This is a genomic window from Eggerthella sp. 1_3_56FAA (assembly GCF_000185625.1).
GTDB classification, from domain to species: Bacteria; Actinomycetota; Coriobacteriia; order Coriobacteriales; family Eggerthellaceae; genus Eggerthella; species Eggerthella lenta.
Window position 1 is genome coordinate 495,174 of sequence record NZ_GL622580.1, and the last position, 18,076, is coordinate 513,249.

Here is an 18,076-nt window from a genome sequence, read left to right on the forward strand (position 1 = left end):
TTCCTGTTCTCTTCCCCGTCCGACTCGAGCGCTTTTCAATTTGTCGAGAGTTCACTCCCGGCGCAGCCGCTATTGTCGCGCCCGTCGAGATGTTTCACGTGAAACATCCCGGGCGCTTTGGGATGCGGGGGGGTCGGCTTTTCCAATTTGCCGTGTTTGCAGAGCTTCGCGCAAAACGACTCGGAGTTTTCGCTGTTCTTCGAGCACCGTAGGAGGGGCGCGGAAACTCGCCGGTTGCGTTAGTCGGTTTTGCTGGAAGTCCCGTCTCTCTTCTCCGCTTCCTCAGCTTGTGCGATGAGCTCGCTCAATGGGACGCCCAGCCCTTCGGATATGCGATACATGACATCCAAGGTCGGATTTGCGTCTCCGGATTCGATCCTCCTCAGCGTGAGTCGGTTGATGCCCACCATAAGGGACAGGCGTTCTTTCGTGAGGTTGCACACCGCGCGCTGCATCCTCACCGCTTCGCCGAATCCTGATTTGTACTTCTCATTCATGAGGACAGGGTATTGCGATCTCTTTCCCAAAACGGTTACTATAGTTATCGTTTTGGATACTTTTATAACCATTTTGGTTAGAAAAGTAAGGAAACGCTGAGCGGCTGACGTTTTCGCCGTCGGCTGGCGCATGGGGGGGGGTGCCGTCTTCGTCGCCGGAAAGGGGGACGGGTGAATCTGAGATCGTTCTGCTCGCGTGCAGGTCTGGGTTATCAAGAGTTGATCGTTGACGACTCCTTGATCAACAAAGTGTACGAGATAACGTTTTCGCCAGCAGCGCGGTCCTCCACGTTGGGTATACCCGACGGCTGTGTCGACGTGCAATTCTTGGGAAGCGGTGCGCAAGAGGAGTGTTTCGTTGCAGGAAGCCTTCTCAAAGGCCATAGAAGCGATTCTTCTTGTTATGAGCGTTGTTTTGGTATTAAGTTCATGCCGGGACCCAAATGTTGTTTCTCTAAGCTCGATGCACAGGCGCTATTTAATCGAAGAATCGAAGCGTCGGCGTATGTGGATATCGATGTTCTAAGGGATATCGTTCATCTCTCGCTGCCTTTTGAGGAGCGCGCTCGGTTGGCGGCGTCTCATTTCGCCGCAAGCAGTCACTCGGAGCTTTTCTGCGAGTCGGACTCACTGGTATCTTTTATAACGAAGGTCATCTTGGACAGGGTTGGGGTGGTGCGTGTGGAAGACGTGGTCGAGCGCACGGGTTACAGTCATACCTATGTTTCCAAGAGGTTCAAAGAAGCGGTTGGCTGCACCATGAAGACGTACGCCAGCATCATTCGCACTCAGAATGCCATCAGGTTTCTCTCTGACAGTCGATATAGGGGTGTGACCGGACTCGATATCGGGACCGGTTTGGGGTATTACGATCAATCGCATTTCGATCGGGAATTTAAAAAGTACACGACGCTCGTCCCTGGCGATATTCGTGCCGGCCGCTCGACGGTTTTGTTTCATTGACCTTCGACAGCTTTTTAATGGCGAGTGTGAAAATATACAAGCTTTCGGTTGCCGATTTGTAAAGAATGAGTGCGCACGCGAACCGAATCCGCGTTTCCGATCCCGAGGGGCCCTGATCGGGGAGGCGAGGCGGTTCGTGTTCCGCATCGTCTTTATAAGGAGGTTTTCATGACACCGGAAATGTGGGGGATTGTCCTGCAGATCGTCATCCTGCTCGCGTTCGGTTACTTTTTCACGAAGAAGAAGATTCTCACGTCGGACATCAAGAACGGTCTTTCCACTCTGTTGTTGAAATTGGTTCTACCCATCAGCATCTTGGGTTCGTCACAGATCGCCTATGATGCCTCTACCCTCAGCGGTTTCGGTATCACTCTGGTCATATCGTTCGTATTCTACTTTGTGTTCCTGTTTATTTTGCGTATGGTGGCAAAGAGGCTTCCTTTGAAGGACAACGCCGACCGTGTTTTCCCGTTGCTGTGTGTGTTCGGAAACGTTGGTTTCATCGGGATTCCCTTGTCCACGCAATTCTTCGGGCCTACAGGTTTGATGTACGCCTTCTCGCTTAATGTGGCTTTTAACATCGCCCTGTTTAGCTACGGTTTGATGATCCTGTCGGGCGAGAGCAAGGTAAGCGTGAAGTCGGTCCTAACCGACCCGTGCTTGATCTGCACGGTGGTCATGCTGGCGTTGTACGTCGCTCCCTTCCGTTTTCCTTCCTTCGTCGGCACCGCTTTTACTATGACCGGCAACATGATGACTCCGCTGGCTATGCTCATTATTGGTCACGAGATCGCCAACATGAAGGTGCTTGATTTGATAAAAGACGGCTGGGCGTACGTCGTCTCCCTCCTGCGTTTGCTGGTAATTCCTACTATCGTGTGCGTTATCTTCATGTTCCTGCCTGTGGATCACGAGGTTTTGAAGGTTCTCGTTTTTCTTTTGGCTATGCCGTGCGGAACTTTGAACGTGATCCTGTCGCAGCAGTATGGAACTAACCCCCAGTTCGCTTCGCGTGCCACAACGCAGACCATGATCCTGTTCTTGATTACCGTTCCCATCATGCTCGTCATCATCAATACCTTGTTGTAAGCGTGCACCGTCCAGTTCGACAGCGCATGAAAACGAAGCTAGGATAGGAGTTGAGCTATGAAGATCGATCGCGTGTATTACAACGGCGTCATTCGAACCATGGTGTCCGAAGGTGATACAGTGGAGGCGCTGGCCGTTCATAACGGAACCATTGTGGCCGCCGGTACGAGCAAGGAGATGCGTGCAATTGACGCGTGCGAGTACGTTGACCTGCAGGGAAGAAGCGTGCTTCCCGGTTTCGCTGACACCCATATGCACCTATTCCATGATTGCATGGGCCGTATTACGCCGAACCTAAGCGGGTGCCATAGCATTCCAGAAATCTTGAGCCTTCTCGAACAGCGAAAGGAAAGCATCAAACCTGGTCAGTGGCTTACTGCCGAGAACATGCACCTCGAGTTCTTGAAAGAGGGGCGTTTTCCGAACTGTGATGAGCTCGACAGCGTTTCTTCTGAAATTCCTATTTGCATCGGCAGTTTCTGCCACCATGTTCATGTGTTGAACTCTGCGGCACTGGCGCTAGCGGGTATCGATGCGTCTTTTCAGCCGATGGTGGCTGATCATGTGGGCCGATTCGATGACGGTCGTCCGGACGGCGTCGTACGCGAAGTGGTGTATCCCGAGCATGTTGATCCTGTCATACCCCGCATGAGCTTGCAGGAATGCGTCGATGCGGTTCACGAGCATTTGCAGTATTGCTCTTCACTTGGACTTACCCAGCTCGAGGTGAATCAGGAGGACGGACCCTTCGGTGCCCGTCTTTATACCGAGATGCGTCGTCAGAAGGGGCTGCCTTGCCACCTTACGCTGAATTGGTATCCCGAGTATCCCAATGTCCGCGGTTTGGTGACGGGATTCGGAGATGATGATTTGAAACTAGGCGCCATCAAGATGCTTACCGACGGCGGCATCGGATCGGCCGGTGCGCTCATGCTCGAGGATTACGAGAATCCGGTAGGGACTCGAGGCGAGTGCAACTACACGCAGGAAGAGTTGGACGAGCTGGTGAAAACCGCCTACGACGCTGGTCATGACGTTTCGATTCATGCTATCGGCGACGCGGCGAACGATATGGTGCTCACTGCGTTCGAGCGCGCCTACGATCCTGCAGTGGGCGACGCGCGCCGCTTCTACTTCGTTCATGCCACGTTGGTGTCCAACACTTTCATCGAGCGTGCGGCCAAGATTCCCTGTGTAATAGCCATCCAGCCGGTGTGGCTTGAGAACTTCGTGAATTTCGGCGAGCTGCGCTTGGGTAAGGAACGCGCGAACCGTCTGTTCCAGATCAAGGACATGATGGATGCCGGACTCATCGTGGCTGGCGGAACCGATGCGCCGGTGTGCACAGTGAATCCCTTCTACGGCGTCGAATGTGCGGTCACCCGCCAGGCCGTCGGTCGCGACGACGTGACTCTCGGTGCTGATCAGGCGATCTCTGTGTACCAGGCGGTGGAGATGGTGACGAAGAACGCCGCCTACTGGTGCAGCGAGGAGCATCGCAAGGGCACGCTTGAGGTGGGCAAGCTGGCCGACTTTATCGTGCTCGATCGCGACATCTTCGCTATCGATCCGAAACTGATCCATGAGACGCAGGTGCAGTTGACCGTGTTGAACGGCGACGTGGTGTTCGAGCGCGCGTAGCGCAATCTATTCGAGGGTGCGGAAGGAGCGGAGAAGATGAGACGGCCGAGGGCGGTGCGGCATCATGAGATGCCGAGCCTTGCGACGATCGACGGAGGGGGCGTGACCTCCGCCCTCGGCTTCACGGCTTCGGGCGTGCGTGCGGGCTTCTACGAGGGTGACGACCGCCTCGATTGCGCGCTGGTGTCAGCTGACATACCTTGCCCCTGCGCGGCGCTGTTCACGCACAACGCGTTCAGCGCCGCGCCCGTGGACGTGTCGCGGGACCATCTTCGCCGCGTTTCGTTCGGCTTCGTGCGCGCCGTGCTGATCAATTCGGGCAACGCCAACGCGCTGACCGGCGAGAACGGCCTCGAGGTGGCGCGGCGCTCGGCAAGCCTCGCGGCGGGCGAGCTGGGCTGCCGGGAGGACGAGGTGCTGGTGGCTTCCACGGGAATCATGGGCTCGCGCCCTCCCGTCGAGCCGTTCGAGCGCGGCGTTCCGCTTGCGTGCAGGCGGGCGTCGCGCGACGGCGCACGCGCGAATCGACGGCGCGATGGAAGGTGATTTCGATGACGGTCGAAATGGTGGAGATTTTCCTTCAGATTCTGATCCTATTGGCGTTCGGCTTCTTGTTCTCCAAGCGCGACATCATCACGGACTCGATGAAGAACGGCTTGTCGACCCTGCTCTTGAAGGCCGTGTTGCCGTTGGTCATCCTGTCGTCATCCCAGGTTGCTTTCGATGGATCGGTGCTGCAGGGGTTCGTGGTCACCATGGCGGTGTCGTTGGTCTTCTACGTGGTGGTTGTCGGCGGCCTGGGGCTTGTCCGGAAGCGCATTCCCATCCCCGACGGCGGCAACCGCATCTTCGTGCTTTTGTGCGCATACGGCAACGACGGGTTCATCGGCATTCCGTTGGCCATGCAGTTTTTCGGCTCGGCCGGCATGTTGTACGCCATCGCGGCGAACATCGTGTTCAACATCACCCTTTTCAGCTTCGGCATCGCGGTTTTGCAGGACAAGGCGAAGCCCGATATCAAGGGCATTCTGCTGAACCCTTGTCTGATCTGCACCGTCGTCGCGCTCGTGCTGTACGCGCTTCCGTTCAGGTTCCCGACCCCCATCACGGACGCGTTCAATATGGCCGGTTCTATGATGACGCCGCTGGCCATGTTCATAATCGGCTACGAAATGTCGCGCATGAAGCTGTCGGATGTGGTGAGAGACAAATGGGCTTACATCGTTTCCTTTATGCGCCTCCTGGCCTTGCCCGCTCTGGCTGCGGTCGTCCTCTCGTTCGTGCCCGGGATCGACCCGCTGGTGGCTTCGGTCAGCGTCTTCCTGCTTGCTATGCCGTGCGGCACGCTCAACGTCATTCTGTCCCAGCAATACGGCGCGAACCCGAAGTTCGCCGCCCGGGCCACGACGCAAAGCATGTTCCTGTTCCTGCTCACCGTGCCGCTTATCCTGATCCTGGTGAAGGTGCTGTTCTGACTGATGGGGCGGCTCTTCCCGCGCGCCGAGCCTTCTATCGGCTCGAATTGTTTCACGTGAAACATTCGAGGCCCGACGCGGATTGTTTCCCGTGACACAATCCGGGCGCGACACGAGATGCTCTTCGTGGGACATTCGAGGTTGCGATGTGAGATGTTTCATGTGAAAAATCCCGGATGCCGCGCAGGCTCTTTCTGCGATGGGCGCAGCATGCGATGCCCTGGGCGAGCCGTGCCGATACCGGTTTTCCGACCGCTTGCGACCGCGTTGCCCGATCCCTTCCTCTGCCTGCCGCGATCGGTGGGCCCTCTGCGTGAACGCCTCACCCGTTGCCGTTGTGCGCCTTTGGCGTCGGCACCCTCCCCGCCGTTCGGCGATCGAACCCCCCGGAACTCATGTGGAGACCTCGAAAAGAACATGTGCAAACTCCATTTGCCTTCCAGATTGATATACTGTAATTCTGTGGTTCGAACACCGAAAGGAAAAACAGACATGCCGAGCACGGTTCTGATTGGCGCCCAGTGGGGCGACGAAGGCAAGGGCAAAGTCACCGACCTGATCGCGCGCGAATACGATTACGTGGTTCGCTACCAGGGCGGCAACAACGCGGGTCACACGGTCATCCACGGCGACAAGAAGCTCGCGCTGCACCTCATGCCCTCCGGCGTCATGTACGAGCATGCGGTTCCGGTCATCGGCAACGGCGTGGTCGTTGATCCCGGCGTGCTCATCAAGGAGATGGCCATGCTGGAAGCCGAAGGCATCTCCTGCAAGAACCTCAAGATCTCGTGCGACGCGCATGTGATCATGCCGTACCACAAGGATTTCGACGGCGCCGACGAGAAGCGCCTGGGCGAGAACAAGATCGGCACCACGAAGCGCGGCATCGGCCCCTGCTACCAGGACAAAGTGGCCCGAAAGGGCATTCGCATCCAGGACCTGCTGGACGAGAAGATCTTCCGTCTCAAGTTGGAAGCGGTGCTTTCGCAGAAGAACCCCATCCTCGAGAAGATCTACGGCCTGCACACCTACACGGTGGAGGAGATCTGCGAGGAGTACCTGCCCTATGCGCGCATCCTCAAGCCGTACATGGCCGAAACGGCCCAGCTGCTGAACGAGGCCGTGCGCGCCGGTAAGTCCATCCTGTTCGAGGGCGCGCAGGGCACGCTGCTCGACATCGACCACGGCACGTACCCCTACGTCACGTCCTCGTCGTGCTGCGCCGGCGGCGCCGCCACGGGCACGGGCGTGGGCCCCACGGTCATCGATCGCGTACTGGGCATCCAGAAGGCCTACGTCACGCGCGTGGGCGAAGGCCCCTTCCCCACGGAGCAGCGCTTCCCCGAGGATGGCGGCGAAGGCGAGGAGGCCGAGGTCGGAGAGCTGCTGTGCAAGGTGGGCCACGAGTTCGGCGTGACCACGGGGCGCAAGCGCCGCTGCGGCTGGTTCGACGCGGTCATCGCGCGCTACGCGGCCGAGGTCAACGGCCTCACCGACGTGGCTCTGACGAAGCTCGACGTGCTGTCGGCCTTCGACACCATCAAGGTGTGCACGGCCTACGAGTGCGAGGGCAAGGTGTACGATTACTTCCCCATGCAGCAGAGCGTGCTGTTCCACGCGAAGCCCGTGTACGAGGAGCTTCCCGGTTGGAAGGGCGTTGACATCACCGAGTGCCGCACGTTCGAGGAGCTTCCCGAGAACGCCCAGCGTTACGTGGAGTACCTGGAGAAGATCACCGGCGTGCCGGTCAGCATCATCGCTGTCGGCCCCGATCGCGACCAGACCATCATGCGAGGCTGGGATCGGTAATGTTCCGCCGTTCTGTCGAACGGCGGAACGACTCGACGCTGCGAAGCGCCGATGCCCCCGATCTCGCGGCGATGCCGACGGCTCGCGTACCGAAGTATCCCCTACGGGGACTTCCTTCGGGGCGCGCTTCGCCCTCGCCATCCCCACGATCTCGGGCACCTCGGCGCTTTTCGCTGACGTATGAGTTCGACCTATAAAGCGACGAAACGTTTCACGTGAAACACTTCGTCGCAATGACGTGCGACATGGGAACAAATGTTTCACGTGAAACAGTGGCAACACCAGCAGCACTGAAGCGCTTTTGCACGACGTAAGTAGTTTGAGGGTTTGAAAGGACCTGACATGAACATCTTGGTATTGGGTGGCGGCGGTCGCGAACATGCCATCGCGTGGGCGCTGGCGAAATCCCCGCGTACCGACAGCCTGTACGTGGCGCCGGGCAACGGCGGCACGGACGGCATCGCCCAAAACGTACCCGACCTGAACCCCGAGGACGGCCAGGCCGTGCTGGCGTTCGTTCGCGAGAACGCCATCGACTTCGTGGTCATCGGACCCGAGGCTCCGTTGGTTGCGGGTGTTGCCGACGTGCTGCGCGCCGCGGGGGTTCCCACGTTCGGACCGGACGCCCAGGGTGCCCAGCTGGAAGGCAGCAAGACGTTCAGCAAGAAATTCATGGACGCCAACGACATCCCCACCGCTCGCTACGCCAGCTTCACCGACCTCGAGCCTGCGCTTGCCTACGTGCGCGAGCTGGGCGCGCCCATCGTGGTGAAGGCCGACGGCCTGGCCGCTGGCAAGGGCGTCGTGGTAGCCGACGAACTTGAGGACGCGGAAGACGCCGTGCGCTCCTGCTTCGACGGCGCATTCGGCGACTCGGGCAAAACCGTGCTCATCGAGGAGTGCCTGACCGGCCCCGAGTGCTCAATGCTGGCGTTCGTCAGCGACGGCAAGGCGCACTGTATGGCCACCGCCCAGGACCACAAGCGCGCGTTCGACGGCGATCGCGGTCCGAACACGGGCGGCATGGGCGCGTACTCGCCGGTGCCCATCGTGACGCCGGACGAGCTGGCGGCCATGCACGACATCATGGAGCGCGCAGCGGTTGCCACCGCGCGCGAGTTCGACAACGATTACCGCGGCGTGCTGTACGGCGGCTTCATGCTGACGCCCGAAGGTCCGAAGATCATCGAGTTCAACGCTCGCTTCGGCGACCCTGAGACGCAGGTGGTACTGCCGCGTCTCGAGTCCGACCTGGCGGATATCATGCTGGCCGTGGCCGAAGGACGCCCCGACGACATCGACCTGCGCTGGTCCGAGCAGTGGGCCGTGTGCGTGGTGCTGGCCAGCGAAGGCTATCCCGGATCGTACGAGAAGGGCAAGGTCATCCTCGGAATCGACGAGGCCGAGCAGATCGAGGGCGTCACGGTGTTCCATGCCGGCACCGCCAAGAATTTCGACGACGAGCTGGTCACTGCGGGCGGCCGCGTGCTGAACGTGGTGGCGCTGGGCGACTCGTTCGACGACGCGCGCGAGAAGGCGTACGAAGCGTGCGATCTTATCAACTTCGAAGGCAAGCAGTACCGCAGCGACATCGGCAAACGCGCTGCGGCCGGTCGTGCCGCTTGGGAGAACTAAATGCTTTCAGAACGCTTGCTCACGTCCGTTGTTCGCGAATGCACGAAGAATTACCTGCGCCTCGAACCGACGCAAGAGCGACGCGTGCCCGGGCCGAAGCCCGGCCAGAAGTACATGCTGTACATGCACGTGCCGTTCTGCGAGCGGCTGTGCCCCTATTGCTCGTTCAACCGCTTCCCGTTCGCGGAGGATCGCGCGCGGCCCTACTTCGCCAACATGCGCAAGGAAATGCTCATGTTGAAGGACCTCGGCTACGACTTCGAAAGTCTGTACGTGGGCGGCGGCACGCCCACCATCATGATCGACGAGCTGTGCGACACCATCGATCTGGCGCGCGAGACGTTCAGCATCGGCGAGGTGTCCAGCGAGACGAACCCGAACCACCTGATTCCCAGCTACCTGGACAAGCTGCAGGGTCGCGTGCAGCGTTTGAGCGTTGGCGTGCAGAGCTTCGACAACGACCTGCTGAAGCAGATGGATCGCTACGACAAGTACGGCAGCGGCGAGGAGATCCTCGAGCGCATCGGCGAGGCCAGCCCCTACTTCACGTCGCTCAACGTGGACATGATCTTCAACTTCCCGGCGCAGACCGAGGACGTGCTGTTCAGCGACATCGAGCGCGTGGTGGAAAGCGGCACGAGCCAGACCACGTTCTACCCGCTGATGGCCAGCCCCAGCGTGGCGCGCTCGCTGGCGCGCACCGTGGGCAAGGTTGATTACGCGCGCGAGCAGCGCTTCTACGAGATCATCTCCGAAGTGCTGGCCGGCGGCGAGAACCCGCTGTTCGAGCACGGCAGCGCCTGGACGTTCAACAAGCGCGGCACGGGCGCGGCGGGCGAGGACGCGATGATCGACGAGTACGTGGTGGATTACGAGGAATACCCCGCCATCGGCAGCGGCGGCATCACGTATTTGGGCAACAACCTGTACGTGAACACGTTCTCGGTGAACGACTACAACGACGCCATCGAGCACGACCGCATGTCGTTGATGGGCAAGGCCACGTTCAGCAAGCACGACCAGATGCGCTACCGCTTCATGATGCAGCTGTTCGGATTGCGCCTGGACAAGCGCCAGTTCAAGAAGGACTTCGGCGTGTCTGTGGAGCGCGGTCTGCCGGTGGAGATGGCGTTCATGAAGGCCTCGGGCGCGTTCGACCGCGACAACGCCGACGAGCTGACGCTTACGCCGAAGGGCCGCTACCTCATGGTGGTGATGATGCGCCAGTTCTTCATCGGCGTGAACAACCTGCGCGATCAGGCGCGCGCCGCCCTGGTGGGTGAGGAACGCGAGCTTATCTTCGGCGACGGCAAATAACCGTCTGTCCGCATCCGCTCGAACACCGAAACGCCCGCGCATCTGCCGCGGGCGTTTTTCGTGTGTGCCGAGCCGCGTCCGGCAACGTGTTCCGGCTCGACTGCAGGTTCGGGTGTCCGACTGTTTCACGTGGAACGCGCTTGTTTCCGTGTTCTGCGGAGTATCCAACGTAGACGTTTTCATTGGCGGGCGCGCGTTTCGGCATTCCTCGGCAATGTACGTGCTATGATACAAAACCACAACGAGGGACGTTCTATTGCCTGATAGGAGGAGGAAACGGCATAGACATGGCCAAGAGGGGACGGCATACGGAGGGCTTTACGCTCGCCGAACTTCTGATGAGCGTTGCCATCGTACTCATTCTTGCTGCTATCGCCTTTCCTTCCATCGTGTCGGCGCAGAACAACATGCGCATGTTGGAGCTGAACAACGCCGCCCAATCCATCGCGAACGCCGCCCAAGCCCAGATGACGGCCAAGAAAGTATCGGGCACGTGGGTGGATGCCGTGAAGGACGGCGATTCGTATCGCGCCTGCTTCCCCGCCGCGCGCTCGGCGGATGTTTCACGTGAAACATTCGAGGGCTCGTCCCGCTCACAGGGCGAAACGGAACATGTTTCACGTGAAACACTCGGGTCCGACGAGGTTGCTCCTCCCTCCGCTTCTGCTGCGGAGTCTTCCAAACGTTACATGACGGCGGACACCGCCCGCGAGCAGGGTATCGTCCCGGCGCTCGCCGTGGAGGAGGCTGTGCGCGACGCCGACTATATCATCGAGTTCGATGCCGACACGGCGCAGGTGACCGGCGTGTTCTACGCCGACGGAAGGTCCGGCTTCTTCGGATCGACCCCTGCCTCCACGAACGCCGCGAAGACGTATTACGAAACCGAGGACGCCTCCACCGATCAGGCGGCGCGCATGGGCCACGACCCCATGATCGGCTACTATGGCGGCACCCCTGCCGGCGCCACGCCCGAGAAAGCGCTCGCGAATCCGGTGATCTGGGTGGACGAAGCAACGGGCTGTCTGATGGTGCAGGACCCCAACATTGCCGCGGACGGAAGCGCGGGCTCCACCACCTCCACGGTGGCTATCGAGAACACCGGCAAGAACGTGGCGTTCTCGATCTCCGGCTTGAGCAACGGAACGACCATGGTGTCGTTGTCCACGGCCGATGACGGTTCGGAGTCGGTTGGCTTCACCAACTTCGCCGCAGCCATCAAGCAGCAGACGCGCGACAACGCGAACGTGAAGGGCAATGTGTGGGCCATCGACCTCAACGCACTTTCGCAGCTGGTGGCGAAGGGGAATGACGGCAAGCCGACGGCGGATGACTCGCAGAAAGCGAAGCTCAAGCAGGTGTTCGACGCGTGTGTGGCGGGCGACGCCCTGACCGTGTCGGTGGAGACGAAGGACGCCTCGCGCAGCTGCGTGCCGGGCACGGCTGCCGCCCATGTGGAGTGGCCGAGCCCTGCGGGCAAGCTGACGATGCTGATAACCAACCCGTACTCCGCCGTCGTGGCCGGCGAGAAGAACGAAGCTTACATCGAGCCGCAGGTGCGGTCGGCGGTCGCGGACAGCGCGCATCCTTCCATTGGGGCGGGCTCCGGCAACGGCGACGGCGTGGTGAAGGACGGGCTGACGGTCACTCCCTTCTTCGAGGACAAGGAGAACCACTTCCGTACTTCCCCCGTGAACGCGCAGCTGAAGGGCGAGAACGAGCAGGCCGGCTATCAGTCGTACGCGGGCGGTTGGGTGGCGTCGTCGTCCGTGCGCGACGACGCCACGTACCGGCTCGAGGGAACTGTGGGCGCGTACAACAATCATGCGTACCAGATTTGGGAGCTGTGGATCAAGCGAGCCGACACCGGTGAATGCATGCGCGTGGGCTACTTGAACGATGGCAAGTGGGAATGGGGCGTGTTCAACCAGAAGGGGGTCAACTACGACTACCGTTTTCTGAACGACTGCTTCACCTGGTACGGAACGAATGAAACGGGCGATGCTTCGGGTACCCTTGCCGGAACCGATACCGATGCGAACAACGTCATATCCCTGCGCCTCGATGTGCGGAAGTTCTACGCCGAGGCCGAGAACCATAAGAACCACGGCTTGGCCGACGAGGACGGCAATGCAACGGTGTACGTGCGCACGGCTCCGAAGGCATCCGAAGTCCAGGCGTACTTCAACAAGCTGGCGGTTCCTGAACCGGCTTCGGTTGAGAATCCGTTGAAGGCTGCCTATCTGAGCGGCAGCGCCCGGGAGACCGGCTCGCGCACCGCGGATACCCCGTCGGTCACGGCACGCACCGCGTTCGAAAGCGAGTTCGGCGCCTCGTCGTCCGACGTGTCGTGGGCGGTGTCCAAAACCACGGTCGCCGGGTTTTCCCAAGGTAACGAATACCTGAGCACCGCCGGCACCGTGCCGGTGCGGGTGTACTACTCCATCGCCCCCGGGGTTGGTTTCGCGAACATCAGATCTTACGATAACGGCAACGGCAGCGGGTACCTAAGCGGCGTGCTCAGCACGCGCTTGACCAACGTCTCGCTTTGGCTGTACCGCGGTCCCTCTATCAACGATCTTGCCGTTATGCCGCCCGCCCTTCTGAAGAACTACAACGGGTTGGAGTTCTCGTGCCGTCGAGGAGATGCGTACGACTTCAAGATAACCACCCAAGAAGACTACCGCTTCTACCGGGCACTGCTCTACTACACCGAGCAAGGTGTTGGAAAACCCGATTATGCGGTTCAGCATGTTCCGTATTCGTCGATCGAGTCGGAAGTTGTTCTGGGTGAGGTCGACCCTCCTGCGAAACCCGAGACAGACGAGTTCACCTATCGTTTCGTGGGTTGGGAAACGGTTGATGTTCGCGATGCCGGATCGGGGTCGATCGTCTGCGTGCCGGGCGATACGGTCGGAAAGTACGACGGCCAGCTGGCATTCAAGGGAACGACGTTCGTGGCCAAGTTCGATGAGATACGCAAACCGAAGGTGAGCCTCGGTTTGGCGTATATCGAGCTTGATGCCAACGGTGCTGCGACCAGCTGGTACGGTTATTACGGAACCGACGAAGGCTCGTTCGTTAATGAGCTTCGCACAGACAACGCCATCGACGACTGGGGGTACTTCATCCTCGTTGGGGAGGGCACTGAGAAGTCAGCCATCACACAAGGCAAAGGTAGCCAGTACAAAATCAAGGATGAAGAAGCTATAACGGTTTCTTTGTCTGGGACGACGTATTCTGCATATCGCATCGTTGCGTCGGGAGATGTTGCGCTGAAGAATCAATCTACACCGGTGGAAGTGTTCGTGAACAAGTCCCAGCCGAACGAGTTGACCGCAACCTACCAGGTCAACTTCAATTTCGCCCGCGCCGTGACGCTTGATGGCGATGTTGCGAAAACCTGGGGAGAAGATGCTTCGCCCTGGAGCGTGCGCCATGCTATGCAGTTTCCTGGTTCATTGAAATGGTTTAACAATGTCAACGGCGTACAGTATGCGTACATGGGAGATGCCTTTATTCAAGAACATGATCTCGATATGAAGAACATCGTTGACGGGTACAAGTTCAACAACATATTCACAGGGGCTTACGATGGCGGAAGCTACCGTATCTTCAATTTCGGACGAGCGACGTATGCCAGCCTTGGCGATACTAGCGGCTTTTCCGTGCTGAACTCAGCGAAAGAGTACGAGGGTGTTGGGCAGGGGCAGGGTCTCTTCCCTTGGGTTCTCAGTGATGGAACTTCGTCTGCGGTTATAAAGAACGTGAGGCTTGTCGTTGACGGCAATTCGTATGCTGCCGTCGGTACGAACTCGAACTCGAACTTCGGTTTTCTGGTGGGCAATGCTGCGAAGTCCAAGATTGTGAACTGTACGCTTGAGGGTGCTAGCGAGAACGCGACTGCTGTCGTGGACAGGCTTTCCTACGGAACCCATGCGGTGTCACCGCTCATAGGGTATGCGGAAGAGTGCGACATCGAAAAGTGCAAGGTTTTCGATGTCGATGTCCGAGTCTCTTGGAGGGATACCGGGACGGTCGATGGATTGTCGGCGGGTTTGATCGTTGCTCGAACAAGCCAGGTGAACCTATCATCATGTTCGGTGACCGACGTCGTCTTCAACATTGAAAACAAAGTGAAGCCCTCCTCGGTCGTTTGCTTGGGCGGCGTTGTCGGTAGTGCCGGGTGGTCTCTCGACGAGAGTTACTGCACGGTGAAAACGGTGTCGTTCTCGTTTCCGGAGAACCAGCAGGTGCTTACCCGGCTTTCCGCCGGTTCGGTGATCGGCGGTCAAAGCGGTGCGTGTTCGGCGCACTACAACACGGTCACGCAGCCTGTTCAGTACTCTTTGGGTGGCAGCGCATGGGTTCCCATCGAGGCGGAAGTTGGTGGTTCCCTATGAAGCGCGTGAGGATCCTTCGTGACACTTCCGGGGCTTCTATTGTCATTGCGCTGGTGTTCTTCCTTATTTGCGGCATCGTCGGGTCGGTGGTGATGACGGCTGCCTCGGTGCAGGCCAAGGCAGCGCAGACGCATGTGGACTTGCAGCAGAAAGAGTACGCGATGCAGTCGGCGGCGAAGCTGATGGCCCAGCAGCTGGGCGGCGAGGATGCTGTCTGGGAGGAGAAATCGGTAGTCGTTAAAATCGCCTACGATACCGCAGGTGAGGCGAGTGTCGATACGAATAGCTTGCGTTCGATGATCGGCCAGAATTTCTGGACCGAACAGCGCACGAAGGACATCCTCGCCGCCCGCGCGGAGGGGAAGGATTACGTGCTGGGCGGCTCCGCATCCAATCGGTTGCTCATCGACCCTCCAAGCGAAGCGGGGGGTCTCGCCCCGGTGTACGGCTGTATCACGGTGGATCCCGACCTCAACATCACCGTGGAGTTGTCGCTCGATTCCGCTTTCGCGGCGGATTCCCCCTACAACACCACCATCTCCGTCCAATGCACGCCCACGTTCGATAACCAAGGCCGCGTGACGGTGATCGAGTACGGCGACAACACCGTCGTGAAGAAGACGGAGGCGGCGTGATGATCGGCAAAACGACGCGCGTGCTGCGTGAGAAACTGCAAGATTGCCACGGCGACACGATGGTGGAGGTGCTGGCGGCAGTGTTCATTGCGGCGTTGGGCGCCACAATGCTCGCCACGATGGTGACGGTGTCGGCATCTGCCTCGGCCCGAAGCCAGCAGGTGCTGAACGCCTCGTATGCCTCGGAGAATTCTTTATACGATTCGTCTTCCTACGGGCCTGTCGTGTCTGTAACGCTCCCGGACTCTTCGACCGCAGTTCCCATCAAAGTGAGCGTATACCAGTCGGGCGGCTATGCATACTACGAGGAGGGTTGGTAGCATGACACCCCTTCTCGACAAAGCGTCGCTTCGATCCCGCCTGCGCGACACGCGGGGGTTCATGATCGCGGAGCAGCTGACCAGCATAGTGTTCATCGGGCTTCTTTGCGTTGCGGTGGGCGTCGGGCTGCAGGTGGCCATGAACTCGTACGCCTCCATCACCCGGCAGGCGCAGGCCGACGCGCTGCTGCAACAGGCGGTGGAGGTAGTGAGCGACGAGCTGACGTACGCGCGCGACGTGGAGGGCGAGGGAACGCAGGCGCCCGATAACCCGCTGTACTTCACCAGCCCCACGCGTCACGAGACGTCGGTGCTGCAATCGAGCGAGACTGGCGAAGACGGCATCTGGCTAAACGCGGCTGGAGAGCAGTCGCAAATCGTGCCGGCACGCGACGGCCTCGCGCCCAAGCTGGCAGAGCTTTCATACAACGCGGACAACGAGACCTGGAGTTTCCGCATCACCATCGCATCAGGTGAGGACGTGGCGGCCGAAGCCGCCATGACCGTGAAGAGGATAGGATCGTAAATGGCGTACAAACGGTTGGGAGACGTGCTGATAGACGCGGGCCTCATCACCGAGGACCAGCTGGGACACGCGCTCAAACAGCAGAAAGAGACGAAACGCCGCCTGGGCGACGAGCTTATCGCCGAAGGCGTCATCACGGAGGCGGGCCTCATCGAGGCGCTGCAGATGCAGCTGGGCGTGGAGTTCGTCGACCTTTCGGCGATCGACCTCGACCCCGAGCTAAGCCGCGTGATCAGCAAGAACGTCGCACGCCAGTACAACGTGGTGCCCGTGCGCACTTCGCCCGACGAGGTGTGCCTGGCCATGAGCGATCCACTGAACTTCATGGCCATCGAAGCGGTGAAGAACGCCACTCGGAAGCGCGTCATCCCTATGGTGACCACGCATGATTCGCTGATGCGCGCCATCATGACGCTGTACGGCAACGAGGGTGCCGCCCGCGCCATCGAGGAGATGAAGCGCGACGCCCGCACGACAGGCGCTGACGACGCCTCGACCGGATCGTTCCAAACCTCCACGCTGGGCGACGACGCCGACGCGCAATCGGCTCCCACGGTGCGTCTTGTGAACAGCATCATCGAGCGAGCCGCCACCGAGCGCGCCAGCGATATCCACCTGGAGCCGCGCGAGATCGACCTGCATGTGCGCATGCGCATCGACGGCGTGCTGCGCACGATACTCACGGTGCCGAAGGAGCTGCAGGCTTCGGTCATCTCGCGTTTGAAGATCATGGGCGGTATGAACACCTCGGAGCGCCGCGTGCCTCAGGACGGCCGCGCAAACATCCGCTTGAAGAAGCAGGACATCGACCTGCGCATCAACACGCTGCCCACCATCCACGGCGAGACGGTGGTCATCCGCCTGCTGGACAAGAGCGAGGCGCTGTTCGACCCTGCGGGCATCGGCCTGGAGGGCGACAACCTGGAGAAGTACCAGCGGCTCATCGGCTCGAACAACGGCATGGTGCTGATCGTGGGCCCCACCGGCTCGGGCAAAAGCTCCACCATGTACACGATGATCCGCCAGCTGAACACCGATTCGGTGAACCTCGTCACGCTGGAAGACCCCGTGGAGTACAACATCGACGGCGTGAACCAGGTGCAGATCAACGAGAAGACGGGCATGACCTTCGCCAGCGGCCTGCGCGCCATCCTGCGCCAGGACCCCGACATCGTGGCGGTGGGCGAGATTCGCGACGGCGAGACGGCCGAGATCGCCATGCGCGCCGCCATCACCGGCCACCTGGTGCTGTCCACCGTGCACACCTACGACGCGGCGTCCACCATCGACCGTCTCATCGACATCGGCGTGGAGCCGTACCTCATCGCCAGCGGCGTGCGCGGCGTCATCTCGCAGCGCCTCGTGCGCAAGGTGTGCCCCCATTGCCGCGAGGAGTACCGTCCCGACCCCGAGGAATTCGAGGCCGTCGGCCTGCCCTACGACCCCGGCGTGAGGTTCTACCGCGGATCGGGCTGTCCCATGTGCTTCGGCACGGGGTATCGCGGGCGCACGGGCGTGTTCGAAATCCTGGTGATCGACCGCGCGCTGCGCAGCCGCATCACGGGCGGCGCCACGCGCGAGGAGCTGAAGGACGCCATCGAGCGCACGGGCTCGTTCAAGACGATGGAGGACAGCTGCCGCGAGCTGGTGCTGACTGGCGCGACCACCGTCGAGGAAGCCCGCAAAACCATCACCGCGCTGGAGTAAGGAAGAGGAAGGCGGATGCCAAAAGTGCGGCGATAGCAGCAAACTGAAAGAGAAGGACC

Annotated in this window: 14 protein-coding genes; 13 read left to right on the forward strand and 1 reads right to left on the reverse strand. The window is 60.0% G+C overall.

The features are described from left to right. Positions 1-239 precede the first annotated feature (239 nt). On the reverse strand, positions 240-497 hold the full coding sequence (locus HMPREF1023_RS07530; protein ID WP_009305608.1) for a helix-turn-helix domain-containing protein: 258 nt from the start codon (positions 495-497) through the stop codon (positions 240-242). A 171-nt stretch (positions 498-668) separates the two neighbouring features. Between HMPREF1023_RS07530 and HMPREF1023_RS07535 the strand changes: the two genes are divergently transcribed. The 13 genes from HMPREF1023_RS07535 (at position 669) to HMPREF1023_RS07595 (ending at position 18,017) form a co-directional block, all read left to right on the forward strand. Continuing rightward, a complete protein-coding gene (locus HMPREF1023_RS07535; RefSeq protein ID WP_009608913.1) occupies positions 669-1,460 on the forward strand; it encodes an AraC family transcriptional regulator in 792 nt (263 codons plus the stop codon). 168 nt (positions 1,461-1,628) lie between these two features. Further along, the gene (locus tag HMPREF1023_RS07540; RefSeq protein ID WP_009305610.1) at positions 1,629-2,549 is read left to right on the forward strand and encodes an AEC family transporter; all 921 of its coding nucleotides are present in this window, start codon (positions 1,629-1,631) and stop codon (positions 2,547-2,549) included. Between the two features lie 57 nt (positions 2,550-2,606). Then, positions 2,607-4,190, forward strand: a complete 1,584-nt coding sequence (locus HMPREF1023_RS07545) for an amidohydrolase (protein ID WP_009305611.1) — start codon at positions 2,607-2,609, stop codon at positions 4,188-4,190. Positions 4,191-4,226: 36 nt separating this feature from the next. Beyond that, positions 4,227-4,736, forward strand: coding sequence for a bifunctional ornithine acetyltransferase/N-acetylglutamate synthase (locus tag HMPREF1023_RS07550; protein WP_009305612.1), 510 nt, complete (start codon positions 4,227-4,229; stop codon positions 4,734-4,736). A gap of 5 nt (positions 4,737-4,741) precedes the next feature. Beyond that, a complete protein-coding gene (locus HMPREF1023_RS07555; RefSeq protein ID WP_009305613.1) occupies positions 4,742-5,665 on the forward strand; it encodes an AEC family transporter in 924 nt (307 codons plus the stop codon). A 492-nt stretch (positions 5,666-6,157) separates the two neighbouring features. Then, positions 6,158-7,474 carry an adenylosuccinate synthase gene (locus tag HMPREF1023_RS07560; protein ID WP_009305614.1) on the forward strand — a complete coding sequence of 439 codons (1,317 nt, stop codon included), beginning with the start codon at positions 6,158-6,160 and terminating at the stop codon, positions 7,472-7,474. A gap of 342 nt (positions 7,475-7,816) precedes the next feature. Next, a complete protein-coding gene (gene purD, locus HMPREF1023_RS07565) occupies positions 7,817-9,109 on the forward strand; it encodes a phosphoribosylamine--glycine ligase (RefSeq protein ID WP_009305615.1) in 1,293 nt (430 codons plus the stop codon). Beyond that, the gene (locus HMPREF1023_RS07570) at positions 9,110-10,426 is read left to right on the forward strand and encodes a coproporphyrinogen III oxidase family protein (protein ID WP_009305616.1); all 1,317 of its coding nucleotides are present in this window, start codon (positions 9,110-9,112) and stop codon (positions 10,424-10,426) included. Positions 10,427-10,713: 287 nt separating this feature from the next. Continuing rightward, positions 10,714-14,829 carry a Tfp pilus assembly protein FimT/FimU gene (locus tag HMPREF1023_RS07575; RefSeq protein WP_009305617.1) on the forward strand — a complete coding sequence of 1,372 codons (4,116 nt, stop codon included), beginning with the start codon at positions 10,714-10,716 and terminating at the stop codon, positions 14,827-14,829. After that, positions 14,826-15,464, forward strand: coding sequence for a hypothetical protein (locus tag HMPREF1023_RS07580; protein ID WP_009305618.1), 639 nt, complete (start codon positions 14,826-14,828; stop codon positions 15,462-15,464). Before HMPREF1023_RS07575 ends, HMPREF1023_RS07580 begins: the two co-directional genes overlap by 4 nt. Continuing rightward, positions 15,464-15,784: a hypothetical protein gene (locus tag HMPREF1023_RS07585; RefSeq protein ID WP_009305619.1), complete on the forward strand. Its 321-nt coding sequence runs from the start codon at positions 15,464-15,466 to the stop codon at positions 15,782-15,784. Before HMPREF1023_RS07580 ends, HMPREF1023_RS07585 begins: the two co-directional genes overlap by 1 nt. A 1-nt stretch (position 15,785) precedes the next feature. Further along, positions 15,786-16,310 carry a hypothetical protein gene (locus HMPREF1023_RS07590; protein WP_009305620.1) on the forward strand — a complete coding sequence of 175 codons (525 nt, stop codon included), beginning with the start codon at positions 15,786-15,788 and terminating at the stop codon, positions 16,308-16,310. Continuing rightward, the gene (locus HMPREF1023_RS07595) at positions 16,311-18,017 is read left to right on the forward strand and encodes a GspE/PulE family protein (RefSeq protein ID WP_009305621.1); all 1,707 of its coding nucleotides are present in this window, start codon (positions 16,311-16,313) and stop codon (positions 18,015-18,017) included. Positions 18,018-18,076 lie beyond the last annotated feature (59 nt).